The organism is Methylobacterium sp. CM6246 (assembly GCF_054818005.1).
Window position 1 is genome coordinate 1633889 of the sequence record NZ_JBTXKY010000001.1, and the last position, 25058, is coordinate 1658946.

The 25058-nt window shown below is 71.1% G+C and carries 20 protein-coding genes and 1 pseudogene; 14 read left to right on the forward strand and 7 right to left on the reverse strand.

What is annotated here, in order from left to right:
* The first annotated feature begins 14 nt into the window (after window positions 1–14).
* Entirely contained in the window at window positions 15–1289 is a 1275-nt protein-coding gene (locus ACYQPG_RS08125; protein WP_147938996.1) for an ATP-binding protein, read from the forward strand.
* On the opposite strand, the gene ACYQPG_RS08130 is transcribed toward ACYQPG_RS08125, so the two are convergent.
* Window positions 1271–1882, reverse strand: a complete 612-nt coding sequence (locus ACYQPG_RS08130; protein WP_461230706.1) for a glutathione S-transferase family protein — start codon at window positions 1880–1882, stop codon at window positions 1271–1273. The two genes, ACYQPG_RS08125 and ACYQPG_RS08130, sit on opposite strands and share 19 nt — an antisense overlap.
* Window positions 1883–2076: 194 nt before the next feature.
* Here ACYQPG_RS08130 and ACYQPG_RS08135 point away from each other — a divergent pair, with 194 nt between their 5' ends.
* From ACYQPG_RS08135 to chrA, 4 genes are all read left to right on the forward strand, one after another.
* Window positions 2077–4584, forward strand: coding sequence for a heavy metal translocating P-type ATPase (locus ACYQPG_RS08135; RefSeq protein ID WP_461230707.1), 2508 nt, complete (start codon window positions 2077–2079; stop codon window positions 4582–4584).
* Window positions 4581–5051, forward strand: coding sequence for a Cu(I)-responsive transcriptional regulator (gene cueR / locus ACYQPG_RS08140; RefSeq protein WP_419829147.1), 471 nt, complete (start codon window positions 4581–4583; stop codon window positions 5049–5051). Before ACYQPG_RS08135 ends, cueR begins: the two co-directional genes overlap by 4 nt.
* Window positions 5052–5557: 506 nt before the next feature.
* Entirely contained in the window at window positions 5558–6730 is a 1173-nt protein-coding gene (locus ACYQPG_RS08145; RefSeq protein WP_461230708.1) for a M20 aminoacylase family protein, read from the forward strand.
* A complete protein-coding gene (gene chrA, locus ACYQPG_RS08150) occupies window positions 6688–8109 on the forward strand; it encodes a chromate efflux transporter (RefSeq protein WP_461230709.1) in 1422 nt (473 codons plus the stop codon). Before ACYQPG_RS08145 ends, chrA begins: the two co-directional genes overlap by 43 nt.
* Before the next feature lie 9 nt (window positions 8110–8118).
* On the opposite strand, the gene ACYQPG_RS08155 is transcribed toward chrA, so the two are convergent.
* Entirely contained in the window at window positions 8119–9519 is a 1401-nt protein-coding gene (locus tag ACYQPG_RS08155; RefSeq protein WP_461230710.1) for a leucyl aminopeptidase family protein, read from the reverse strand.
* A 129-nt stretch (window positions 9520–9648) separates the two neighbouring features.
* Between ACYQPG_RS08155 and ACYQPG_RS08160 the strand changes: the two genes are divergently transcribed.
* The 4 genes and pseudogenes from ACYQPG_RS08160 (at window position 9649) to ACYQPG_RS08175 (ending at window position 16640) form a co-directional block, all read left to right on the forward strand.
* Window positions 9649–10470 (forward strand): CDC27 family protein, encoded by an 822-nt coding sequence (locus ACYQPG_RS08160; RefSeq protein ID WP_147907544.1) that lies wholly within the window; start codon window positions 9649–9651, stop codon window positions 10468–10470.
* A 466-nt stretch (window positions 10471–10936) separates the two neighbouring features.
* The gene (acnA, locus tag ACYQPG_RS08165; RefSeq protein ID WP_419829150.1) at window positions 10937–13636 is read left to right on the forward strand and encodes an aconitate hydratase AcnA; all 2700 of its coding nucleotides are present in this window, start codon (window positions 10937–10939) and stop codon (window positions 13634–13636) included.
* Between the two features lie 166 nt (window positions 13637–13802).
* A complete protein-coding gene (locus ACYQPG_RS08170; protein WP_461230711.1) occupies window positions 13803–14492 on the forward strand; it encodes a metal ABC transporter permease in 690 nt (229 codons plus the stop codon).
* Between the two features lie 450 nt (window positions 14493–14942).
* A pseudogene (locus ACYQPG_RS08175) lies at window positions 14943–16640 on the forward strand (methyl-accepting chemotaxis protein).
* A gap of 24 nt (window positions 16641–16664) precedes the next feature.
* Here ACYQPG_RS08175 and ACYQPG_RS08180 read toward each other — a convergent pair.
* Window positions 16665–17327 carry a CoA transferase subunit B gene (locus ACYQPG_RS08180; protein WP_147907540.1) on the reverse strand — a complete coding sequence of 221 codons (663 nt, stop codon included), beginning with the start codon at window positions 17325–17327 and terminating at the stop codon, window positions 16665–16667.
* Window positions 17328–17349: 22 nt separating this feature from the next.
* Entirely contained in the window at window positions 17350–18090 is a 741-nt protein-coding gene (locus ACYQPG_RS08185; protein ID WP_461230712.1) for a CoA transferase subunit A, read from the reverse strand.
* Between the two features lie 311 nt (window positions 18091–18401).
* Between ACYQPG_RS08185 and ACYQPG_RS08190 the strand changes: the two genes are divergently transcribed.
* Both ACYQPG_RS08190 and ACYQPG_RS08195 read left to right on the forward strand, forming a co-directional pair.
* Window positions 18402–20207: an AsmA family protein gene (locus tag ACYQPG_RS08190; protein WP_461230713.1), complete on the forward strand. Its 1806-nt coding sequence runs from the start codon at window positions 18402–18404 to the stop codon at window positions 20205–20207.
* A 62-nt stretch (window positions 20208–20269) separates the two neighbouring features.
* Window positions 20270–21049 carry a DUF1499 domain-containing protein gene (locus tag ACYQPG_RS08195; protein ID WP_147907537.1) on the forward strand — a complete coding sequence of 260 codons (780 nt, stop codon included), beginning with the start codon at window positions 20270–20272 and terminating at the stop codon, window positions 21047–21049.
* Between the two features lie 2 nt (window positions 21050–21051).
* On the opposite strand, the gene ACYQPG_RS08200 is transcribed toward ACYQPG_RS08195, so the two are convergent.
* Both ACYQPG_RS08200 and ACYQPG_RS08205 read right to left on the reverse strand, forming a co-directional pair.
* Complete coding sequence (locus ACYQPG_RS08200; protein ID WP_461230714.1) at window positions 21052–21972, reverse strand: MBL fold metallo-hydrolase; 921 nt, start codon at window positions 21970–21972, stop codon at window positions 21052–21054.
* A 132-nt stretch (window positions 21973–22104) separates the two neighbouring features.
* Window positions 22105–22287, reverse strand: a complete 183-nt coding sequence (locus ACYQPG_RS08205) for a hypothetical protein (protein ID WP_147898650.1) — start codon at window positions 22285–22287, stop codon at window positions 22105–22107.
* A gap of 205 nt (window positions 22288–22492) precedes the next feature.
* Between ACYQPG_RS08205 and ACYQPG_RS08210 the strand changes: the two genes are divergently transcribed.
* A complete protein-coding gene (locus ACYQPG_RS08210) occupies window positions 22493–22669 on the forward strand; it encodes a DUF1328 domain-containing protein (protein ID WP_007568853.1) in 177 nt (58 codons plus the stop codon).
* Between the two features lie 167 nt (window positions 22670–22836).
* Here the strand turns inward: ACYQPG_RS08210 and ACYQPG_RS08215 are convergent, their stop codons facing one another.
* Window positions 22837–23184 carry a NepR family anti-sigma factor gene (locus tag ACYQPG_RS08215; protein WP_246692840.1) on the reverse strand — a complete coding sequence of 116 codons (348 nt, stop codon included), beginning with the start codon at window positions 23182–23184 and terminating at the stop codon, window positions 22837–22839.
* Between the two features lie 171 nt (window positions 23185–23355).
* On the opposite strand from ACYQPG_RS08215, the gene ACYQPG_RS08220 reads away from it, so the two are divergent.
* Window positions 23356–24159, forward strand: coding sequence for a response regulator (locus ACYQPG_RS08220; RefSeq protein WP_147907535.1), 804 nt, complete (start codon window positions 23356–23358; stop codon window positions 24157–24159).
* A gap of 461 nt (window positions 24160–24620) precedes the next feature.
* Window positions 24621–24995: a hypothetical protein gene (locus ACYQPG_RS08225; RefSeq protein WP_147940623.1), complete on the forward strand. Its 375-nt coding sequence runs from the start codon at window positions 24621–24623 to the stop codon at window positions 24993–24995.
* Window positions 24996–25058: the final 63 nt, after the last annotated feature.

The following is a 25058-nucleotide window of genomic DNA, read 5'->3' on the forward strand; positions in this document are numbered from 1 at the left end:
GACCGCCGTCGATCATGACCGACCGCCCGCGGAGTTCCCAGGCCTGGACGGGCGCCGCAATCGCGGCCGGCCTGTTCGCCGTCGCCCTGGCGCTGTCTGGCCGGCTCGACCTTCCGCTGATCCTGGCCGGCCTCGGCTCGGTCTGCCTGGGCGGCTGGCTCGGGGGGCGCGGCCCGGAAGCCCCGGTGCCGCGGCCGGCGGCGACGGCCCAGCGCCACGCGATCGCCGAGGCGCTGCTGGCCCACGTGCCCGATCCGGTCATCCTGGTGGACCGCCGCACCCTGGTGGTGGAGGCCAACCCGGCGGCCCGGGCGCTGCTGCCGGCCCTGCTCCAGGCCCGGCCCCTGTCCTTCGCGCTGCGCAGCCCGGAGGTCCTCGACGGGGTCGAGGCGGTGCTGAGTTCCGGCATGCCCCGCCGTGTCCCCCTGTCGACCCGGGTGCCCCTGGAGCGGACCTTCGAGGTCCAGATCGGCGCCCTGCCGATGCCCGATGGGTCGGGGGTCAGCGCGGTTCTGTTCCTGCGCGATCTCACCTCGGCCCGGCGCCTCGAGGCGATGCGGGTCGATTTCGTGGCCAATGCCAGCCACGAGCTGCGCACGCCGCTCGCCACCCTGATCGGGTTCATCGAGACCCTGCAGGGCCCGGCCCGCGAGGACACGCAGGCCCGCGAACGATTCCTCGAGATCATGCGCGTCCAGGCGCTGCGCATGACCCGGCTGATCGACGACCTGCTGTCGCTGTCGCGGATCGAGCTGCGCGAGCACGTGGCCCCTACCACCGTAGTCGATCTCGGGGCGTTGGCCCGGCAGATGGTCGACGCGCAGGGGCCGCCCGCCGAGGCGCGGGGCGCCACGGTGCGGTTCGCGGACGGCGACGGCCCCTATCCCGTGCCCGGTGATGCCGACGAGCTGGCCCGGGTGATCGAGAACCTGATCGAGAACGCCGTGAAGTACGGCGGCGGCCATGTCGGCGTCGCCCTGAGCCGCGAGGATGATACCCGGCTCGGCCGGCGGATCGTGCTGTCCGTGACGGATGACGGCCCGGGGATCCCGCCCGAGCACATCCCGCGCCTGACCGAGCGCTTCTACCGGGTCGACGTCGCCTCCAGCCGCGCCCGGGGCGGGACGGGGCTCGGCCTCGCCATCGTGAAGCACAGCCTCAACCGCCACCGCGGTCGCCTCGCCATCGACAGCACGGTCGGCCGGGGGACGGTCGTGCGCGTCAGCCTGCCGGAATACGGCGGCGACGCGGAGGTGGCCCGCGTCGCCGATCAGGCCGGGCCGGCATAGGGGCCGATCCCGAGCCCGGCCTCGACCCGCGGGATCCAGGCGCGGATGGCCGGGTAGGCGGCCAAGTCGAAGCCGCCCTCGTGGGCCATGCGGGTGTAGGCGACCAGCGCCACGTCGGCGAGCGTCAGCGCATCGCCGGCCATGAAGGCCGCGCGTTCGAGCGTCGCCTGCATCAGCCGAAGCGCGTCAGTGCCGCGTTCCGCGAGCTGCGGATCAAGCGCGTCCGGTGCGCGCTTCAGGTAATGAAGCTGATACCGGCGGACCGCGATGTAGGGCTCGTGGCTGTACTGCTCCCAGAACATCCATTGCAGCATGCGGGCGCGGTCGCGGGCCGCCCCGGGCACGAGCGCCGAGCCTTCCGCGAGGTAGACGATGATCGCGTTGGATTCCGATAGGGTCTCGCCATCGGGAAACACGACGAGCGGGACACGGCCGGCGGGGTTCAGCGCCAGGAACGCCGGATCGCGTGTGCCGCCACCCGGGACGTCGATGGTGCGCCAGATCGACGGGATGCCGAGACGATCGGCCACCCATTTGACCTTGAGGCAGTTGCCGGAACCCGGATCCCCGTAGAGCGTCAGCGGTTCGGTCATCGGCGGCCTCGCAGGGCTGGGTCAAATCGTTCGCAGAGCGCCGCGGGATGCGGGCAACGGCTGGACCCGGGCGCATCTCCCTCTCCCGCCGGTCGCAAACCGATGGCCGCACAGTGTCGGCCCGATCCCGATTCGGCAATGCGATCCAGGAGGCCCTTGACCTTCCCATGATGGGAAGCCCCATCTGAGGCGGCATGGATGCTTCGATCGGAACCGCCCCCGTGCCCGAACACGTCTCCCTGAGCTTCCCCGTCGATGGGATGTCCTGCGCGTCCTGCGTCGGGCGGGTCGAGCGCGCCCTGAAGGCGTTGCCCGGTGCCCGCGACGTGGCGGTCAATCTCGCCACCAACCGCGCCAGCCTCGTCCTCGGCGGCCGCGCGGGTCCGGCCGACGCCGCGGCCGCGCTGGCGGATGCCGGCTATCCGATCCCGGAGACCGAGAGCCGGATCGCCGTCTCGGGGATGTCCTGCGCGTCCTGCGTCGGACGGGTCGAGCGCGCACTCGCCGCCCTGCCGGGGGTGAGCGGCGCCAGCGTCAACCTGGTCACCGGCCAGGCCGCGATCCGCCATCCGGAGGGCGTGGTCTCCGTCGGCGACCTCGTCGCGGCCGTGGCCACGGCGGGCTACGAAGCCCGGCCCCTCGACGACGGGCCGCGAACCGATCCCGCGACCCGGCAGGAGGCCGAGGGCCGCGCGCTCCGCCGCGCCCTCACCGTGGCGGGGCTGCTGTCCGCCCCCGTGGTCGTCCTCGACATGTGCGGCCACGTCCTGCCCGGCTTCCATGCCAGCCCGGCCACGGCCCTGGTCCAGGCCGCCCTGGCGACCCTGGTGCTCGCCTGGCCCGGCCGCCGCTTCTTCCTGCGGGGCGTGCCGGGCCTGCTGCGCGGCCATCCCGACATGAACGCCCTGGTCGCCCTCGGGGCGGGGGCCGCCTACCTCTACTCCCTGGTCTCGGCCCTGACCCCAGGCCTGCTGCCCGCGGGCGCGGCGCATCTCTACTTCGAGGCCAGCGTGCTGATCGTCACGCTGATCCTGCTCGGGCGGACGCTGGAGGCCGGCGCCCGGGGCCGGACCGGTCAGGCGATCACGCGGCTGATGGATCTGGCGCCCAAGACCGCCCGGGTGATCCGCGACGGGTCGGAGGTCGAGGTGCCGCTCGGGGAACTCCGCATCGGCGCCGTGGTCCGCGTCAGACCCGGCGAGCGGGTCGCGGCCGACGGCGCGGTTGTTTCCGGCACGAGCCACGTCGACGAGAGCATGGTGACGGGGGAGCCCGTGCCCGTGCGGAAGGGGCCGGGGGACCGGATGGTCGGCGGAACCCTGAACGGGCGCGGCAGCCTCGACCTCCGGGTCGACGCGGTCGGCGGCGCCACCGTGCTGGCGCAGATCGCCGCCATGGTGGAGCGGGCCCAGGGCGGCAAGCTGCCGATCCAGGCGCTGGTCGATCGCGTCACCGGGCGCTTCGTGCCGGCGGTGATCGGGATCGCGCTCGCGACCTTCCTGGGCTGGCTGATCCTCGCCCCGGCCCCCGCCCTCGGGCCGGCCCTGGTCAACGCCGTCGCAGTGCTGATCATCGCCTGCCCCTGCGCCATGGGGCTGGCCACGCCCACCGCCATCATGGTCGGGACCGGGCGGGCGGCGGGCCGGGGCATCCTGTTCCGCGACGGCGCGGCGCTGCAACGGCTGCGCGACGTGCGCGTCGTCGCCCTGGACAAGACCGGCACCCTCACCGAGGGCCGCCCGCGGGTCACCGATCTTCTCGTGACCTCGGGTTTCGCGGAGGATGAGGCACTGGCCCTCGCGGCCGGCCTGGAGAGCCGGTCCGAGCATCCTCTGGCCGGCGCCGTGGTGGCGGCCGCCCGCGCCCGGGGCCTGGACGACAGGCGCGAGCCCGAGCGCTTCGAGGCGGTGGAGGGGTTCGGCGTGTCCGGACAGGTCGCGGGCCGAAGCGTGGCTCTCGGCGCGCCGCGCTACCTCGACCGGCTCGGCATCGCCCTGGACCCGGACCTCGCCGCCCGCGCCGGACAGCTGGCCGAGGACGGCAAGAGCCCAATCCACCTCGCCCTCGACGGCCGCCATGCCGGGCTGCTGGCCGTGGCCGACCCGGTGAAGCCGGGCGCCCGCGAGGCCGTGGCGGCGCTGACGGCGCAGGGGCTCGTCGTGGCGATGGTGACGGGCGACGACCCGCGCACAGCCGCCGGGGTCGCCAAAAGCCTCGGCATCGACGAGGTGGCCGCTGGGATCCTGCCCGGGGGCAAGGTCGAAACGGTCGAGAGATTGCGGGCGGCGCATGGGCCCGTAGCCTTCGTCGGCGACGGCATCAACGACGCCCCGGCGCTGGCCGAGGCCGATGTCGGCCTCGCCATCGGCACCGGTACCGACATCGCCGTCGAGAGCGCCGACGTGGTGCTGATGTCGGGGGAGCCGCAGGCGCTGGTGGAGGCGCTCGCCCTGTCCCGGGCGGTGATGGCCAATATCCGCCAGAACCTGTTCTGGGCCTTCGCCTACAACGCGGCCCTGATCCCCGTGGCCGCGGGCCTGCTGGTGCCGTTCGGCGGCCCGGCCTTGTCGCCGGTCCTGGCCGCGGGCGCGATGGCGTTCTCGAGCGTCTTCGTGCTCGGCAACGCCCTGCGGCTGCGCCGGGCCGGGGGCCGGGCCGCGCCCGCCGCCGAAGCATCCGCACCAGTGCCGAGGCCGGCATGAGCGCGGGACCCATCACCATCGGCGAGGCGGCCCGGCGCACCGGCGTCTCGGCCAAGATGATCCGCTGGTACGAGGCGACCGGCCTGCTGCCGCCCGCGACCCGCTCCGAGGCGGGCTACCGCCACTACGACGACGCGGACCTGCACACCCTGCGGTTCGTCCGCCGCGCCCGCGACCTCGGCTTCAGCGTCGAGGCCATCGCGGACCTGCTGGCGCTCTGGCGCGACCGCGCCCGGCCGAGCGCCGGCGTGAAGGCGATCGCCGAGGAGCAGATCGCCGACCTGCGCCGCCGGATCGGCGAGCTGGAGGGCATGGCCCGGACTCTGGAGCGCCTCGCCGAGAGCTGCTGCGGCGACGCGCGGCCCGATTGCCCGATCCTCGATGACCTCGCCACGGAGGATGGGCCGCGCTTAACTCGAACATCGAGTCGCGGTCTGGGGCAGCGGAGACCTGTGCGGAGGGTGTGAGAATGACGGGTTTGATACCGGAGGTGGACGCTCGGCGTAAGCTTGTCGCCAACGAGCAGGCGAAGCCGACGGCGACTTATATCAATGGCTTGTCCATCGCTGTCTTCGCTGTTGGCGGCCTCTCGCCCTTCATCACGGCCCTTGGTATCGTCACGGAGCAACATGGCTTCCTTGTCGGCGCTCTCATTCTGCTCGGCGTTTGCTCGTTGTCGAGTAGTACCCCACATCTGGTGGCACGATCCCGTCTCGGGAATCTGGACCCATGACGACATTTCAGTTCGTAAGTTTCCTCGCTGTTCCGCTTGCGGGGCTTGCCCTTGGATTTGGCATGTTGTGGCTGACCGGCAAGGCGCATTGAGCCGTCGAACAACGTCCAAAATCATCGATCCAAGGCGGTTCGGAGTTTCGCGCGACAAGCGCGGCCGTTGACGCCGCGTCTGGCCCCGGCTTTGCTGGAACGGCCGAGTCTCTCGCCGAGACCTCAAGGCCACGAAAGCCCCGGACCCATGCCCGCCCTCGAACGGATCCGCGCCTTCGCCGACACGATGACCGCGTGGCGGCACGATCTCCACGCCCACCCGGAGCTGCTCTACGACGTGGAGCGGACGGCGGGGTTCGTGGCGGACCAGCTCCGGGCCTTCGGCTGCGACACGGTGGAGACCGGCATCGGCCGGACCGGCGTGGTCGGGGTGATCCGCGGCAACGGCCGAAGCTCGAACCGCGCCATCGGGCTGCGCGCCGACATGGACGCCCTTCCGATCCAGGAGGTCCGGGACCTGCCGTACCGCTCCACGGTGCCGGGCACGATGCACGCCTGCGGCCATGACGGGCACACCACGATGCTGCTCGGGGCGGCCAAGTACCTCTCCGAGACCCGGGACTTCGACGGCGCCGCGGTGCTGATCTTCCAGCCGGCCGAGGAGGGCGGCGGCGGCGGCGAGGCGATGGTCGAGGACGGCCTGATGGAGCGGTTCGGGATCGAATCGGTCTACGGGATGCACAACATCCCCGGCATGGCGGTCGGCACTTTCGCGATCCGGCCGGGGCCGATCATGGCGTCCACCGACCGCTTCACCCTCACCATCGAGGGGCGGGGCGGCCACGCGGCGCTGCCGCAGAACGCCGTCGACAGCGTGCTGGTGGCGAGCCACGTGATCATCGCCCTGCAGAGCATTGTCGCGCGCAACCTCGATCCGCTCGAATCCGCCGTGGTCTCGGTCTGCGCGCTCGAGGCCGGCGAGGCGTTCAACGTGCTGCCGCAGAGCGTGACCATGCGGGGCACCCTGCGCACGCTGTCCCAGGCGGTGCGCAGCCAGGTCAAGGCACGGATCGAAACCCTGGTGACCGAGGTCTCCGGGGCCTTCGGCGCCACCGGCGTGGTCGAATACGGGTCGAGCTACCCGGTCACCGAGAACCACCCGGCCGAAACGGAGTTCATGGCCGGCGTGGCCGAGGCGCTGGTCGGCGCGGAGAATGTCGACCGGACCGTCGCGCCGATGATGACGGCGGAGGACTTCTCCTACATGCTCGGCCGCCGCCCCGGCGCCTACATGTTCATCGGTAACGGCGACAGTGCCTCGCTCCACCACCCGCACTACGATTTCAACGATTCCGCGACCCCGTACGGGGCGTCGCTGTGGGCGCGCCTGATCGAGACGGCGCTGCCCCGGACGGTTTGACCGGCGGCGTGACGGACGGTGCGGGCCCGGCGGGCCCGGACCCTATCCCGCTCCCGACCCTGCGGCAGGCCGTCCCGGTCTGGATGCGGGTGGCGGCCCTGTCGTTCGGCGGCCCCGCCGGGCAGATCGCCGTGATGCACCGCATCCTGGTGGACGAGCGGCGCTGGATCTCCGAGCGGCGCTTCCTGCACGGGCTCGGCTTCTGCACGCTCCTGCCCGGCCCGGAGGCGCAGCAACTCGCGACCTATATCGGCTGGCTGATGCACGGCCCCGCCGGCGGCCTCGTCGCGGGCGGGCTGTTCGTGCTGCCGGGACTGCTCGCCCTGATGGGCCTGAGCTGGCTCTACGTCCTGTACGGCGCGGTCGACCTCGTCGCCGGACTGTTCTTCGGGCTCAAGGCGGCGGTGCTCGCCATCGTGCTGCACGCGCTCTGGCGCCTCGGCGGCCGGGCTTTGCGCGGACGGGCGGATCGGCTCATCGCGGCGGCCGCCTTCGTGGCGATCTTCGTCCTGGCGGTGCCGTTCCCTCTGGTCGTGGTCGCGGCGGGCGCCCTCGGCCTCGTGCTGGGACGCAGGCCCGCGCCGGCCTCCGCCGAAACCGAGGCGGGCGATGAGGGCGGGTTCCTGATCGGCCAGGCGATGTTGTCGCGCGAGCGTGCGGGGCCGGAGGAATCCCTGCGCGTCGCCGCCCTGTGGCTGGCGATCTGGCTCCTGCCGGTGGCCGCCCTGCTGCTCCTGCCCGGGCCGCCCCCGGTCTTCGGGCAGGTGGCCGTATTCTTTGCCAAGATGGCGGTCGTGACCTTCGGGGGGGCCTACGCGGCGCTCGCCTACGTCGCCCAGCAGGCGGTGGAGCATTACGGCTGGCTGCGGCCCGGTGAGATGCTCGACGGGCTGGGGCTCGCCGAGACCACCCCGGGGCCGCTGATCATGGTGCTTCAGTTCGTCGGCTTCCTGGCCGGCTATCGGGCGCCCGGCACCCTGCCGCCGCTGCTGGCGGGAACGCTGGCCGGGCTGCTGACGACCTGGGTCACCTTCGCGCCATGCTTCCTCTGGATCTTCGCCGGGGCGCCGCTGATCGGGCGCCTGCGCGGCAGCCGCCTGCTGGCCGGCGCCCTGTCGGCGATCACCGCCGCGGTGGCGGGCGTGATCCTCAACCTCGCCGTCTGGTTCGGGCTGCGGACGCTGTTTTCCGAGGTCCGGTCGGTGCCGCTCGGGCCGCTGCGCCTCGACCTGCCCGTGCCCGCCAGCCTCGATCCCGCCGCCCTGGTGCTGACGCTGGCGGCGGTCCTGGCGGTGTTCCGGTTCGGCCTCGGGGCGCTGCCGACCCTGGCGCTGTGTGCCGGGGCCGGGATGCTGCTGCGGCTGTCGGGCTTGGCCTGACCGGCGCGGTCAAGCCCCGTAGCGGGCCTTGAGCAGCGCGTAGGTCAGCCGGGCGGTCTGGACCTCGCCGCCCTCCGGCCGTCCCGGCTTGGTGGAGGGGTTCCAGCCGTAGAGGTCGAAATGGCCGTGCGCCCTGGTCTTCGGGGCGAAGCGGCGCAGGAACAACGCCGCGGTGATCGCCCCGGCGAACGGGCCGCCAGAGACGTTGTTGAGGTCGGCCACCTTGGAATCGAGCAGGCTCGCGTAGGGGGCGTGGAGCGGCATCCGCCAGATCGGGTCGATCGCGCGCCGCCCCGCCTCCGAGACGGAGGCCGCCAGGGCCTCGTCCTCGGTGAAGAACGCCGGCAGATCCGGCCCGAGCGCCACCCGGGCGGCGCCCGTCAGGGTCGAGAAGTCGAGGATCAGCGCGGGCTCCTCGGCGTCGGCAAGGGCCAGCGCGTCGGCCAGGATCAGCCGCCCCTCCGCGTCGGTGTTGCCGATCTCGACGCTCAAGCCCGCCCGGCTGGGCAGCACGTCGCTGGGGCGGAAGGCGTTGCCCGAGACCGCGTTCTCCACCGCCGGGATCAGCACGCGCAGGCGGACCCGCAGACCCCCGCCCATGATCATATCGGCGGCCGCCAGCGCCACCGCGGCACCGCCCATGTCCTTCTTCATCAGCAGCATCGCGGCGGAGGGTTTTATGTCGAGCCCGCCGGTGTCGAAGGCGACGCCCTTGCCGATCAGGGTCACCCGCGGCGCGTCCGCCGGCCCCCAGGTCAGGTCGATCAGGCGTGGCGCCCGGGGCGAGGCGACCCCGACTGCGTGGATCAGGGGGAATTCCCGCGCGAGCGCCTCGCCTTGCGTCACGTCGATCGACGCCCCGTGGCGCTCGGCCAGCGACCGGGCGGCGGCCTCGATCTCGGCGGGTCCGAGATCGTTGGCGGGGGTGTTGATCAGGTCGCGGCCCATCGCCACCGCGGCGGCGACCCGCGCGACCTCGGCCCCGTCGATCCCGGCCGGCGCCGCCAGCCGCGCCTTCGTCCCCCCGGCAGTCCGGTACCGGCCGAAGCGGTAGCTGCCCATCAGCCAGGCCAACGCGGCCTCGGCCGGGTCGGGGGCGTTCTCCAGGCGAAACGTCCCGTCCGGAAGCAGGGCGGGCAGCTTGCCGGCGATCAGCCGGTCATAGGTGGCCGCCTCCGGATCGCCGAGGCCGAACAGCACCCGCGCGAGACCGCCGTCCGGGCCCGGCAGCAGCGCCAGGCTCCCGGCCTTCGGCTTGAAGCCGATTGTTTGCGCGAAACGCCTGTGCGCCGGTTCCAGGGCCGCTTCGGCCTCGCTCCAGGATGCCGTCGTCACCAGGATGACCGGAACGGACGGCGTGTCTGCGGGCAGCAGGGCGGCGTGCGTCGCGGGGATGTCGGCCTGGGTCATGTGCCTCTCGTGCGGCGGTCGGGCCGGCAGCGGCTTAACCGGTGGTTAGGGTTAACGCTCTATCACCGGCCGGCCGGGAGGGTGAAGCGTGGGTCGGAGCCCGCCCGGCCAGTGCCGGCGGAGCGCACCATGATGACGGCCCCGATCCGGGTCACCACGACCCTGGCTTCCACCCGCGGCCTCGCCGCCGCGGCCATCGTGGCGCTGGGCCTCGCCGGCTGCAACACCCGTTCCCCCGAGACCACCGGCTCGATTGGCGATGTCACCGGTCGGTCGGTCGCGCCGCGCCAGGAGGTCGCCTCACGCCAGGATCTCGACGGGCTGGCCGAACGCTTCAACGCCAATCCAGGCGACGGACGCGCGGCCCTTGCATATGCCCGCGCCCTCCGGTCGAACGACCAGGCGGCCCAGGCCTCCGCGGTGCTGCAGCAGGCGGCCCTGCGCAACCCGCGCGACACCTTCATCCTCGGCGCCTACGGCAAGTCGCTGGTGGAGGCCGGTCGCTACCGCGAGGCGATCGACGTCCTCGCCAACGCCCATTCCCCGGCGTCGCCCGACTGGCGCATCCTGTCGGCGCAGGGCTCGGCCTCCGCGCAACTCGGTGAGCAGGCCCGGGCCCAGAGCTTCTACGAGGCCGCGCTCAAGATCCGGCCGAACGAGCCGTCGCTGCTGTCGAATCTCGGCCTGTCCTACGCGCTGTCGCGCAACCTCGACCAGGCCGAGCAGACCCTGCGGCTCGCCGCCGACCAACCCGGAGCCGACGCCCGCGTCCGCGCGAACCTCGCCCTCGTGCTCGGCCTGAAAGGCCGATTCGCCGACGCCGAGACCGTCCTGCGCCGGGACATGGGTCCCGATGAGGCCGCCTCCAACGTGGCGTCCCTGCGCAAGCTCGCCGCTCAGCCGAATCGGTTCAAGGCGTTGTCGGGGGCTCCGACGCCGGAGCGGGGGTGACGGCTATCCCGCGACGGTGACCGTCCGGATCTGCCGCGCGCCTTCCGGATCCCGCTGCGGGCTATGATGTTTCCGGTTCGCCGACGCATGAGGGTATAGGCCGGGCCCAGGCGGGTTTCCCCCTCCCACAGAAGGGGAGGGGAGGTCCGTGCGGCTGCCGTCCCGCTTCCCGGCACGATGCGCGCCTTCCCCCGGGATGCTGCGGCACGGAACCCGCTCCGGCGCCCGACAGGGTAGCGCGGCTGTCATCGCAACCCGGTAGCGGCCAGATTCGAAAAGTTCTATATCGGGATCTGGCTGCGCCGCGCGGCTCCACGGGCGTCCAAATCGCCCCCGCGCATCGTCCTGCCCGGGCACTCCCGGGGCGGCGCGCGCCCGTCGGGCGCTACACAGGCCGAACACAGACTTCGTAGCGCAGGTCTTGCCTGCGCGTGTTCGACAACCCGCAGCGAGGATTGAACCAGCCGTGCCATCACTCGACAGCTACAAGGCCCGCCAGACGCTCGAAGCCGGCGGCAAGACCTACACCTACTACTCGATCCCCGAGGCCGAGAAGAACGGCCTCGCCTCCGCCACCGCGCTGCCCTTCTCCATGAAGGTGCTGCTGGAGAACCTGCTGCGCTTCGAGGATGACCGCTCCGTCCGCAAGGCCGACATCGCCGCGACGGTCGGCTGGCTCGCCGAGAAGGGCAAGGCCGAGGTCGAGATCGCCTTCCGGCCCGCCCGGGTGCTGATGCAGGACTTCACCGGCGTCCCGGCCGTGGTCGATCTGGCGGCCATGCGCGACGCCATGGTGGCGCTCGGCGGCGACCCGCAGAAGATCAACCCGCTGGTGCCGGTGGATCTGGTCATCGACCACTCGGTGATCGTCGACGAGTTCGGCACCCCCAAGGCGCTGGCCGACAACGTCGCGCTGGAATACTCGCGCAACGGCGAGCGCTACACCTTCCTGAAGTGGGGCCAATCGGCCTTCGACAACTTCTCCGTGGTCCCCCCGGGCACCGGCATCTGCCACCAGGTGAACCTGGAATACCTGGCCCAGACCGTCTGGACGAAGTCCGAGGACGGGGCCGAGATCGCCTATCCCGATTCGCTGGTCGGCACCGATTCGCACACCACCATGGTCAACGGCATGGCGGTGCTGGGCTGGGGCGTCGGCGGCATCGAGGCCGAGGCGGCCATGCTCGGCCAGCCGCTCTCGATGCTGATCCCCGAGGTCGTGGGCTTCAAGCTGTCGGGCAAGCTGCCCGAGGGCACCACCGCCACCGACCTGGTGCTCACCGTCACCCAGATGCTGCGCAAGAAGGGCGTGGTCGGCAAGTTCGTGGAGTTCTACGGCCCCGGCCTCGACGACATGGCGGTCGCCGACCGGGCCACGATCTCCAACATGGCCCCCGAATACGGCGCCACCTGCGGCTTCTTCCCGATCGACCAGCGCACCATCGACTTCCTGAAAGTCACCGGCCGCGCCGACGACCGGATCGCCCTGGTGGAGGCCTACGCCAAGGCGCAGGGCATGTGGCGCGACGCGAACACGCCCGACCCGGTCTTCACCGATTCGCTGCAGCTCGACATGGGCGAGGTCCGGCCTTCGCTGGCCGGCCCGAAGCGCCCGCAGGACCGGGTGCTGCTCGACGCCGCCAAGCCGGGCTTCGCGGCCTCGATGGAGACGGAGTTCAAGAAGGCCGCCGACCTCGCCAGCCGCTACGCGGTCGAGGGCACGAACTTCGACATCGGGCACGGCGACGTGGTGATCGCGGCGATCACCAGCTGCACCAACACGTCGAACCCCTCCGTGATGATCGGCGCGGGCCTGCTCGCCCGCAACGCCGTCGCCAAGGGCCTGCGCTCCAAGCCGTGGGTGAAGACCTCGCTCGCCCCCGGCTCGCAGGTCGTCGGCGAGTATCTCGAGAAATCCGGCCTGCAGGAGCCCCTCGACGCGCTGGGCTTCAACCTCGTCGGCTTCGGCTGCACCACCTGCATCGGCAATTCCGGGCCTTTGCCGGAGGCGATCTCCAAGGCGATCAACGACAACGACATCGTGGCCGCCGCGGTGCTCTCGGGCAACCGCAACTTCGAGGGCCGGGTGAACCCCGACGTGCGGGCGAACTACCTCGCCTCGCCGCCGCTCGTCGTCGCCTACGCGCTCGCCGGCTCGATGCAGATCGACATCACCACCGAGCCGCTGGGTCACGGTTCCGACGGCAAGCCGGTCTACCTGCGGGACATCTGGCCGTCGTCCGCGGAGGTGCAGCAGTTCATCGAGGAGAACATCACCTCGGAGCTGTTCAAGCGCCGCTACGCCGACGTGTTCGGTGGCGACCAGAACTGGAAGGACGTCGAGGTCACCGAGGCCGAGACCTTCGCGTGGAACCCCGGCTCCACCTACGTGCAGAACCCCCCGTACTTCGTCGGCATGGAGAAGACACCCAAGCCCGTGGAGGACATCGAGGACGCCCGCATCCTCGGGCTCTTCCTCGACTCGATCACCACCGACCACATCTCGCCCGCGGGCAACATCCGGGCGGCCTCGCCGGCCGGCGAGTACCTGCAGGCCCATCAGGTCCGCGTGCAGGACTTCAACCAGTACGGCACAAGACGCGGCAACCACGAGGTGATGATGCGGGGCACCTTCGCCAACATCCGCATCAAGAACCAGATGGTCCGGGATCCGTCCGGCACCGTGGTCGAGGGTGGCTGGACGCTGTTCCAGCCGTCCGGCGAGAAGATGTTCATCTACGACGCGGCGCAGAGATACGCCGAGAGCGGCACGCCGCTCGTCGTCTTCGCCGGCAAGGAGTACGGCACCGGCTCGTCGCGCGATTGGGCGGCCAAGGGCACGAAGCTGCTCGGCATCCGCGCCGTGGTGGCCGAGAGCTTCGAGCGCATCCACCGCTCGAACCTCGTCGGCATGGGCATCGTCCCGCTGGTGTTCCAGGGCGAGACCTCCTGGGCATCGCTCGGCCTGAAGGGCGACGAGACCGTCACCATCAAGGGCCTGTCGGGCGAGCTGAAGCCGCGCCAGACCCTGGTCGCGGCTATCACCGCGGCCGACGGGTCGAAGATGGAGGTGCCGCTCACCTGCCGGATCGATACGCTCGACGAGCTGGAATACTTCCGCAACGGCGGCATCCTGCCCTACGTGCTGCGCTCGCTCGCGGCCTGATCCACGACGGGCGGCGTCCGCGCCGCCCACTCGGTCTTTCAGAGGCGGCGCCCCCGGGGCGCCGCCTTCTTTTTGGCTTGGACGAGCACGTTTCGTTTGCGCACAACCTTGTTTGACGCGGCCAGCGCCCCATAACCCGGCTCCTGAAGCCAGGATGGGACCCCCGATGAAGCATCTCAACAAGACCCTCGCCGCCGCAGCCGGACTGACGGCGCTCCTGTCGAGCGCGGCCTTCGCCGCCCAGGTCGAGCGCGTCCGCGGCACCATCGACAAGGCCGAGGGCACCACCCTCACGATCAAGACCGAGGACGGCAAGTCCGAGACCGTGGATGTCGGCGGCGCGAAGTTCGCCTGGGTGGTCCCGTCGAGCCTCGACGCGATCAAGGACGGCGTCTTCATCGGCACCGCCACCAAGGGCGAGAACCCGATGACGGCGCTCGAAGTCGTGCTGTTCCCCGAGTCGATGCGCGGCACCGGCGAGGGCCATTACGGCTGGGACTCGATCACCGACCAGACCGGCGGCGCCGGCTCGAAGGTGAAGAGCGCCATGACCAACGGCACCGTGAAGGCCGAGACCGCCAACGCCCCCAAGGTGAAGAGCGCGATGACCAACGGCACCGTGAAGGCCGACAAGGCGGCGTCCGGCGGCGAGCGCACCCTGACGGTGAGCTACGGCAAGGACGGCTCCAAGGAGATCGTGGTGCCGGCCTCGGCGCCGATCGTCGCCTTCGAGCCGGCCGACAAGGCGATCCTGGCCCCCGGCTCCAAGGTTTTCGCGGTCGTCGCCAAGGACGGCGCCAAGGCCGAGGGCAAGCTCGTGGCGGTCGGCAAGGACGGCCTGACCCCGCCGATGTAAGGTTTGGGAGTCTCGCGCGCCGCGGTCGGCACGGCTGGCTGCGGCGCGCGGGTTGTTCATCCACGCGGGCGTTCTCTTGGTTCCCGGGGCATGGCCGGCCGCGCGGAGGGTACTGTGGCAACGCTCGCTGTCGCGGGACACCGGCGGCGATCGCACACATCGTCGGCACGAAGCGGCGTTGCGCACCAGCGAGGGATTTGTCGCCCACGCGCTGAGGCTGGCGACAGCTCAGAACCGCGCTGGATTTGTCGACAGCCGACGAAGAATAATATTATTAGGGTGTGGAACCGTTTTTCATAGAAAAATATGTGAGAACGGATTGGTGAGATCTACAAAATCTCTACTATGACGTCCGTATTTCCGCCGTCGTCTAGGCTATTTTGGCCGTTGATGTTTTCGCGATGATACGAGATATCCTGGATCGATTTTCCAAGATGCGGGATCGGCACGATGAAATTGTTGCGTGACGCAAAAATTCTCGTGAAATTTGCCATTCCGCTCGTCATCGTGGCTTTGGCCGCCGGAGGATTGATCGTCTACGCGCGTGCGAGCCTGATCGCCCAATCGGCCCAGACCCGGCAGATCGTCGATGTCCAGGCCAACCGCCTCGCGATGATCCTCGGCCTCCAGATCGATTTCGGTGAGATCGCCGTCCAGGCGCGCAACCTCGTCCTCGAAACGCGCGAGTCGCAGATGGCGGGGTACCAGACCCTCATCAAGCAGAACACGGCGCACGCGTTCAGCTTGCTCGATGCCCTGATGCAGATGGCCGACACGCCCGCGCGGCGCTCGGCCGGGGAGACATTGCGGCAGATCCTGACGGCGTTCGGCGCCGTGGTCGATCGGGTTGCCGCGAGCGCGGAGCGCGGGGAGGCCGAAGCCGCCAGCGCCATCCTGCTGGCCGAGGGCAATCCGCTCCGGGCCAAGCTGGTGGAGATGATACAGGCTCGGGTCGATGTTCTGAAGGGCGACCTTCAACGGGAGCGGGACGAGTCCGAGGGGGTGGCCTCCCGGGCGACCCTTCTCCTGGTCGCGGCGGCAACAATCGGCCTTGCCGTCGCCATCGGGGCGGGCGTCGCCGTGGTCGTTCTCGGCGTGACGGCCCCGCTCAAACGGCTGGTCCAGACCCTCGAGCGCATGGGGCGCGGAGAGGCCGACAGCGAGATCCTCGAGGCCGCCCGCGGCGACGAGATCGGTGCCGTCGGGCGCGCCGTGGAAGGGATCAAGCGCTTGGTCGCCGCGGAGGCTGCCGAGCAGGCCGAGATCCGGCGTCGCGCCGATCAGGCGGCCTCGTCCGAGCGCAGGCGTGCCCGTGCCGAGCTGGCCGACAGCTTCGAGCAGACCATGGTCGGCATCGTCGACACCGTCTCGACATCGGCGAGCGCGCTGCAGAAAGCCGCCCAGGACATGACCGACACCGCCAGCCTGGCGGCGATGCAGGCCGCCACCGTCGCCTCGGCGGCCGAGGAGGCGGCCGGGAACGTCCAGACGGTCGCGGCCGCCGCGGAACAGCTCGGAACCTCGGTGCAGGAGATCGGACGTCAGGTCACGGGCTCGGCTGGGCTCACCCGGATCGCGGCCTAGGAGGCCGGGCAGACCACCAAGCTGGTTCAGGCCCTGAGCCAGACCTCGGCGAAGATCGGCGAGATGGTCGGGCTGATCGCCGACATCGCCAACCGGACCAACCTGCTGGCGCTCAACGCCACCATCGAGGCGGCGCGCGCCGGCGAGGCGGGGCGGGGCTTCGCCGTGGTGGCGACGGAGGTCAAGGCGCTCGCCGGCCAGACCGCCCGGGTCACGGACGAGATCACCGGCCAGGTCGGCGCGATCCGGGCCGTGACCGAGAATGCCGTGGCGGCCATCGGTGGGATCACCAGCCGCATCGGCGAGATCGACGGCGTCACCGCCAGCATCGCGGCCGCGGTCGAGCAGCAGGGTGCCGCGACCCAGGAGATCGTCCGCAACGTCTCCGAGGCCGCGCTGGGGACCGGTGCGGTCACGAGCAACATCGTCGGCGTCGCGGATGCGTCCGAGCGGACCGGGGCGGCCGCGACCCAGGTCCTGGGGGCGGCCGCCACGCTCTCGGACCAGTCCGGGCGCCTGAACGCCGAGGTGTCCCGCTTCCTCGCTGGAATCCGGGCCTCCTGAGGCGGACCCGGTGTCTGGCAGCCGTCAGCCCGCGAGGGCGACGGTGTAGTCGGCTTCGGTCTTCGCGCGGATCTCGTCCTCGGTGACGCCGTCGGCGAGCTCGATCAGTTTCATGCCGCCGTCGCCCTTCTTGTCGATCTCGAACACCCCGAGATCGGTGATCACGAGGTCGACCACCTGGGTTCCGGTGAGCGGCAGGTCGCAGGCCTTGAGCAGCTTTGCGCTTTCGGTGCCGTCCTTGTTCTTGGCGACGTGCTCCATCACCACGATGACGCGCTTCACCCCGGCGACGAGGTCCATCGCGCCGCCCATCCCCTTCACCATCTTGCCGGGGATCATCCAGTTGGCGAGGTCGCCGTTGCCGGCCACCTGCATGGCGCCGAGGATCGACAGGTTGATGTGCCCGCCCCGGATCATCCCGAAGGAATCCGCCGACGAGAAGTAGCTCGTGGTCGGCAGCGCCGTGATCGTCTGCTTGCCGGCGTTGATCAGGTCCGGGTCTTCCTCGCCCTCGTACGGGAAGGGACCCATGCCGAGCATGCCGTTCTCGGATTGCAGCTGCACCGACATGCCGTCGGGGATGTAGTTCGACACCAGCGTGGGGATGCCGATGCCGAGGTTCACGTAGAAGCCGTCTTCCAGTTCCTTGGCGGCGCGCGCCGCCATCTGCTCGCGGGTCCAGGCCATCGTTCTATTCCCTTTCCCTCGACTAGTGGGTGCCGCCGCCGGCGGCGGCCGCCGGCGTGCTGTCGTCGCGCTTGCGCGTGGTGCGCTGCTCGATCCGCTTCTCGCGCGCGCCGACCTCGATGATCCGCTTCACGAAGATGCCGGGGGTGTGGATCGTGTCCGGGTCGATGGTGCCCGGCTGCACGAGGTGCTCCACCTGCGCCACCGTCATCGTGGCCGCCGTGGCCATCATCGGGTTGAAGTTGCGGGCGGTCATCCGGTAGCGGAGGTTGCCCTCGGTATCGCCGGTATGGGCGTGCACGATGGCGAGGTCCGCGAACAGCCCGCGCTCCATCACGTAGTGCTCGCCGTCGAACTCCCGCACCTCCTTGCCCTCGGCGACCTTGGTGCCGACGCCGGTCTTGGTGAAGAAGGCCGGAATGCCGGCGCCGCCCGCGCGGATGCGCTCGGCCAGGGTCCCCTGCGGGTTGAACTCGATCTCCAACTCGCCTCCGAGATACTGCCGGGCGAACTCCTTGTTCTCGCCGACATAGGACGAGATCATCTTGCGCACCTGCCGGGTGTCCAGGAGCTTGCCCAGGCCGACCCCGTCGATGCCGGCATTGTTCGACACGATGGTCAGGCCCTTGACGCCCGAGGCGCGCACCGCCTCGATCAGCTCGTCGGGGATGCCGCAGAGGCCGAACCCGCCGCACATGACCATCATGTCGTCGCGCAGCAGGCCGGCCAAGGCCGCGGTGGGATCCGTGTAGACCTTCTTCATCGAACCGTCCTTTTCTCGTCCGGTCTGGCCCGGTCGAAATCTTGGGAACTACGTTTCCTCGGCCCGCTGTCCCCGATTCCGCGGCCGAAATCCAGTGCCGGTGCACACGGCCCGCATGGTGTCCGGGGCGATCCGTAACCCGCGAGCCTGGGGAGAGCGGGGTCGCCGGGCGGGGCCCCCGCAGACAAGGCGTCCCGAGCGCGCTATGAGGTTAACGCAACGAGCAGACCCTACCGGGCCGCGACGGCTTGAGGGGGCTGGCGCCGCACCCGGCCCCTGGCCGCGCCTGCGGCTCGCCCATCCGGAGCATGATGTCGCCGCGCCGCCCCATCTTCGTTGCCGCCCTTGGATGCCTGGTCCTCGCAGGGCTCGGCCTGCAGGACTGGTCGGTCGACGGCGGCCGGGCGATGACCTTCGCGGGTCCCGCACTCGATGAGTACGGCCTCGCGCTGACCGCCGAGGGGCCCGCGCAGCTCACGCTCCTCCCGATGCCCCGCCTCAGCCTCGAGCGTGTCCGCCTCGCTGCCGGATCCGCCGGGCCGACGCTTGCGGAGGGCGGCCGCCTGACGATCGAGCTCGATCCGATCGGCCTGCTCGCCGGCCGCGCCGCCCTGGGCGGGTTGCGGCTCGACGCGGCGCGCCTGTCGCCGGATGTCGCCGCCTGGCGCGAGCCGATGGCGCGGCTGGCCGGACGGATGCGGGCGGGCGCGACCCAGCACCCGCGCCGGATCGCCCTCAACGGCGCCTGGGTCGGCGACGGCACGGACGCCCGGGACATCGACATCGATCTCGCCTGGCCGTTTTGGAGCGCGACCGCCGAGGCCCATGCCAGCATGACCTGGCGGGGCGTGCCGACACGGATCGCCCTGGCCCACATGCTGCCGGCCTATATCGCTCAGGGCCTGCGCACGCCGTTCACGGCGACGGTGACTTGGCCGGATGGCAGCCTGGCGGCCGAGGGGACGGCAGGACCGCCATCCGACGGCGGCGGCCTGCCGGTCCTGGCCGGGCGCGCCCGGTTCGAGAGCCGTGCGCTCCCCAGGACCCTGGCCTGGCTCGGGCGCGACGCACCGCTCGCCGCCCTCGCCGGCACCATCTCGCTCGACGGACGGTTCGAGACCGGGGACAGGTCGGTGTCGTGGCCGAGCCTGCGAGTGGGGCTCGGCGACGACGTCTTGGATGGGGCCGGCGCCGTGACTCTCGGGGCGGAGCCCGAGCCGCGCCTCTCGGTCCAGGCCACCCTGGCGGCCGAGACGCTCAACCTGTCGCCGCTTCTCGCCGACCTGATCCGGCTGTTCCAGGCCGAGCCGGCCTCCCTGGCGCTGGGACCACTGACCGGTGGCGATCTCGACCTGCGCCTCTCCGCGGCCGAGGGCCGCGTCGGGCCGGTCCTGGCACAGGACCTCGCCGCCAGCATCCTGGTGCGGGACGCGGCCGTGGAGGTCGCGGTGAACCGGGCGCGCGTGCAGGACGGCATGCTCAAGGGGCGCGTGACCCTGGCGAGCGCCGCGGATCCGGCCGAGACCGACGTGCGGATGCAGGGTAGCCTCGACCGGGTCGATATCGGTTCCCTGCTGGGCGAGATCGGCGCGGGACGCTGGCTGAGCGGCCCGCTGCAGGGCCAGTTCAGCCTGGAGGGTAGCGCCCGCGACAGCGGCTCCCTGCTCGCCAGCCTCGGCGGCCGCGCGACCCTCTCGGTCGATGGCGGTGCGATCACGGGGCTCGACCTGGCGGAGCTCGTCCACCGCAACGGTGCGGTGCCCACCGGGGCGCTGGCGCGCCGGAACGGCCGGACCGCCTTCGAGCGTGCCGCGATCACCCTGCGCTTCTCCGACGGGATCGGCGAGTTCGCCGAATCCGGCCTGCGGGGCCCGAGCGTCGGGGCGAGCCTTCAGGGTCAGGTGTCGCTGCCGGGCCGGCGGATCGCGGCCCGGGGCGACTTGGCGCTGCGACCGCTGGCCGACCTCCCGGGCCGCGGGCTGCTGTTCGAGGTGACGGGTCCGTTGGATGCCCCCACGGCGCAGATCGTGTCTCAAGGCGAGGCGATGCTGCCCGATCCCTTCAAGGTGCCGGCCGCCCTCGGGCTGAGCGGTGCCGCCCGCGCCTACGCACCCTGACCCCGATCTCCGCGCCTGCCGCCCGACCCTGAACTCCGGCCCCGAACCCCTCCGTGACCCCCATGCGCCGCCAGCTTATCGAGGATCCCGTCACCCGAGCCGGGCCGCTGTCGCGGCAGCTCGCAGTGTTCTCAATCCTCGCCACCGGTCTCGCCCTGATCCTGGTGCGGGACCCGCGCGCCGACACCGACGCGGCGCTGGTGGCGCTCGCGGCCGGGCTGTGCGTCGCCCTGGCCGCGGCGGTGGCGGCCGTCTTCGCGTTCGTGCATGTCTGGCGCGAGGGCGCGCGCGGCCTGGGCGCCGCGCTGGCCGGCCTGGTGCTGGCGATCCTCCTGCTGGGCTACCCGGCCTATCTGGGCGTGCGCGGCCTGCGCCTGCCGGTCCTGTCGGACATCACCACCGATATCGACAACCCGCCGGCCTTCTCGCGCTCGCGCGCCGCCTTCGCGGCCCGGGGTGGGCGCTACCCGGCCGATCCCGGCCCGGCAATCCGCGAGCGCCAGCGCGCCGCCTACCCGCAGATCGCCCCGCTGACCCTCGACATCGGCGCCGACGAGGCGTTCGAGTTGGCCCGCAAGGCGGCCCTCAACCGGCATTGGCAGATCGTCGAGGCGATCCGTCCCGGGGGACGCACCGGCAACGGGCGGATCGAGGCCGTGGCCCGGGGCCTCATCCTGAACCTGCCCGACGACGTGACCGTGCGGATCCGCCCCCGGGCCGACGGTGCCCGGATCGACGTGCGCTCGGCCTCTCGGCTCGGCGGGCGCGACTTCGGCACCAACGCCGACCGGATCCGCGCCTATCTCGACGACGTCGCCAACCTCGCGCTTGCGGTGAAGTAGGGTCAGGCGGGCACGTAGGTCGCATCGAGCCGCGGCGGCCCGTCGCAGGCGACCAGCCCGCGCCCGACCAGATCCTCGAGATGGGCGAACACCGACAGGGCGGCCGCGCCCCGCAGCCGCGGATCGAGCCCCTGGTAGATCGCCGCCACCACCTCCGGGATGCGCGTGTCCCCGGCGACCAGCCGGGCGCGGATCGCCGCCTCCCGCTGGCGACGGTGGCCGATCAGGCAGCGGACGAGCCGCACGGGCTCGCGGACCGGGCCGCCATGGCCGGGCCAGTAGATCGTCTCGCCGCGCCCGCGCAGCTTCTCCAGAGAGGCCATGTAGGCCCGCATCTCCCCGTCCGGGGGGGCGACGATCGTGGTGTTCCAGGCCATGACGTGGTCGCCCGAGAACAGGGCTTCCGCCTCGGGCAGCGCGAAGGCGAGGTGGTTCATCGTGTGGCCGGGGGTCTCCACGGCCACGAGGGTCCAGCCGGGACCGGATACGGCGTCGCCCTCCGCCAGGATGCGCGCCGGCGCGTGCGCCGCGTCCGAGCTGGCATCGAGCATCGGCGCCTCGCCCTCCGCCAAGGCGCGGGCGGCCCGGTGCGGGCCGCAGCCGACGATCGGCGCCCCGGTCCGGGCGGCCAGCAGGCGGGCGCCCGGCGAATGATCGCGATGGGTGTGGGTCACCACGATCGCCTCGACGCGCTCGGGGCCGAGGTCGTCCAGGAGCGCCGCGATGTGGCTGGGATCGTCAGGGCCGGGATCGATCACCGCCACGCGATCCTGGCCCACCACGTAGGTGCAGGTGCCGGTTGCCGTGAAGGGGCCGCCGTTCGGGGCGATCCGCCGCCGGATCAGCGGGGCTACGCGCTCCATGCGCCCGCTTTCGGGCAGGGAGCGCTCGACACGCGGCCCGCTCTCGTCTTCGACCGTCATCGCCACCCCGTCCCGTGCCGGCGGTGGTTCTACGGTTGCGCGCGATCGCCGCGCAATCGGGCGCAGCGGCCAGGGGGCTTTCCCTGAGGACAACGGTCTCGGAGGAAGCCGTACCTCAGGGCATGCGGGACGTCAGCCCGCGCGGTGCGAACGCCCGGACCGGACGCGAACGGGGACCGGTACGGGGGCCGGCGCCACGCCGAGGCCGAGGGCGGCCGCGCGCGCCGCGTCGGCGGCACCATCGACAATCTCGGTGACACGCGCCGCCAGGGCGGCGAGCTTGGATCGAACGGCTCTCTTTGCAGCTTGCAGCATCTCGGATCCCGGTTCGGACCTAGTGACCTAACAGCGAACGCGACCGTCTGACTCCCGTTCCGTCACCCAATCGTCGCGGGGCGGTTCGCCAGCGAGACGAAACCGGTGGGCTTTGTCAAGTGTGCGGAACCAGAACCAAACCTTGGCGTTTTGGAGTCCAGAACGACGCGGCCGCCCGCGCCGGACCTTTCAAAGGATACGCACAATGCTCGGTTGGGCCGTAACTTTCCTCGTCGTGGCTCTGGTCGCCGCTCTGCTCGGTTTCGGTGGTATTGCCGGTACCGCCATGGAAGCTGCCAAGCTTGTGTTCTTCGTGGCGATCGTCCTGTTCGCGATCTCGGCCGTTGTCGGCCTGATGCGTGGCCGTTCGCCGACGCTTTAAAGCCATCGTAGAGGCCGGCGCTGGCGCCGGGCTGACGATGGACTTGGGAAGAGCCGCCGTCCCAAACGGCGGCTTTTTCATCGCGGCGACATCAGGATCCACAGGGTCCACCGGTGCCGCCCGGGCCTTCCAATCTCAAGCCTTCCGTCGCTGAAGACTTCCACCGCTCAGGTTTTCTCGCGCTCACCGCCGTCCAGCTTGGCGATGAGTTCGGCAAACCGGTCGGGCACGGGCTGTAGGGCGACGGTATCGTACATCGCGCGCAACTGAGCGGCGATGCGGTTGCGGGTCTGGTCGCTCAGGCCGCTCCCGTCGGAGCGCGCACCAGCGGATGTCGCGATGCCCCGGGAAGCCCCGGATTGGCGCGCTTCGGACGGTGCCGTGGGTTCTGCGGCGGTGCCAGTATATGGATCGCCCGCATTGGGGGCTGCATCCTTACCCTGATCCGCCATCCACACGCCCCTTATTGCCGAAGTCCGCTGGGCCGCATTGTACTGCGGCTCGACATACGCCATGGCTGCGGCTGCAACGCCCGCCCGCCGGATCGGTTCCGCTGGGGGCCGGAACGGAGTGCGGGCCGCCGCGTTGGGCGGTAGGCTGCGCAGGATACAAGCCGGCCCCGGCACGGCCTCGGTCGCGGACCGAGGCATCGCGGCCGGGCAACACGGCGAGGCACAGGGGATCGAATGTCGACATCGCAACTCGTGGTACAGCACCTGCCGTACCTGCGCCGCTACGCTCGGGCGCTCACGGGGAGCCAAGTGGCGGGCGACGCCTATGTCGCGGCCACCCTGGAAACCCTCGTCAACGAGCCGGATACGCTCGGCCGCAGCACCAACATCAAGGCCGACCTGTTCCGGGTGTTCACCCGGATCTGGAACTCCCTGTCGGTGAACGGACGCAGCGAGCAGGTCCAGCACGACCTCCCCGCCGAAGTCCGCCTCGGCCAGATCACGCCGCTGCCGCGCCAGGCCTTCCTGCTCTCCTGCCTCGAAGGCTTCTCGGAAGAGGACGCCGCGATCATCCTGGCCGTGGACGTCTCCGAGGTCCGCGACCTGGTGGACGAGGCCGGCCGCGAGCTCGCCGCCGACATGGCCACCGAGATCCTCATCATCGAGGACGAGCCGCTGATCGCCATGGACCTCGAGGCCTTGGTGGAAGGCCTCGGCCACAACGTCATCGGTGTCGCCCGTACCCGCACCGAGGCGATCAAGATCGCCAGCGACGGCAAGCGTCCCGGCCTGATCCTGGCCGACATCCAGCTCGCCGACGGCTCCTCGGGCCTTGACGCGGTGAACGACCTGCTGAAAACCTTCGAAGTGCCGGTGATCTTCATCACCGCCTATCCGGAGCGCTTCCTTACGGGTGAGCGGCCCGAGCCGGCCTTCCTCATCGCCAAGCCGTTCCAGCCGGCGAACGTCTCCGCGGTGATCAGCCAGGCGCTGTTCTTCCAGCAGACGGCGCGCCGCCGGGAAGCCAAGTCGGCGTGACCACGAAAGTCGGTTCTCTGCAGTAACCGGGGGCGGTCCGCCGTCTCCGGGCTCGGCCCGCAGGACTGTCCCGAACAAGCCCCGGCGAAAGCCGGGGTTTTTGTTTGCGGTGTCCCTCGCGATGCCCCTGACCTGCGGCGCGCAAAAAAACGGGCTGGAGATGGCTCCAGCCCGTCGAAGAGGTTCCGGCCGATGCACAAGGGGAATGCGGGGAGGACCAGGTGGCCGGGTGTCGTGAGAACGAGCGCCGGGCCGGGAGGTTCCGGACAATGCGCTTTTTAAGCGAGCGTGACTTTTTCCGCACAGGGGACGGTTGTGGATGACGCCGGTGCGCCGTCGCACCAACGGCTTGAACGCGAACGAATACTCAGTGCCCACAGGGACGGGATAGTTGTGGAACCTGCAATTGCACGCCGCGTTGTGGAAACATCCTGTCAAGCTCTCATGATGAGGTCGGGGCGATGCTGCGGTCGGGTTTCATTCTGGGCGTGAGTGCTCCCGCGGCTCTTCTCACCGTGCTGATTCAGCCGGTGGTGCGTGAGACCGCCGACCGCTGGACGCCGCCGGTGCTGACCGCGGCGGCCGCCGTTCAGGCGCCGCTTCCCGGCATGCGCCCGGCCTCCCTGGCTCTCAGCCCGACTCGGGTCGCCGGGGTACAGCGCGTCGACAGCCGTTCGGGCCCGGTCGCCGAGGAGGGGCAGGAAATCGGCATCCGGCCGCTCCTGAAGCAGCCGCAGCAGCCGCGCCGTCTGGTCCGCGAGGGGTGCGAGACCGCGCTCAGCTCCCTGGTCGGACCCGAGGCCCGCCGCATGATTCCGGGTCGCTGCATTTCCTGATAGCCCGGCTGGTCCTCTTCCAGACACCAGAAAGCCCCGTCCGTCCGGCGGGGCTTTCTGGTG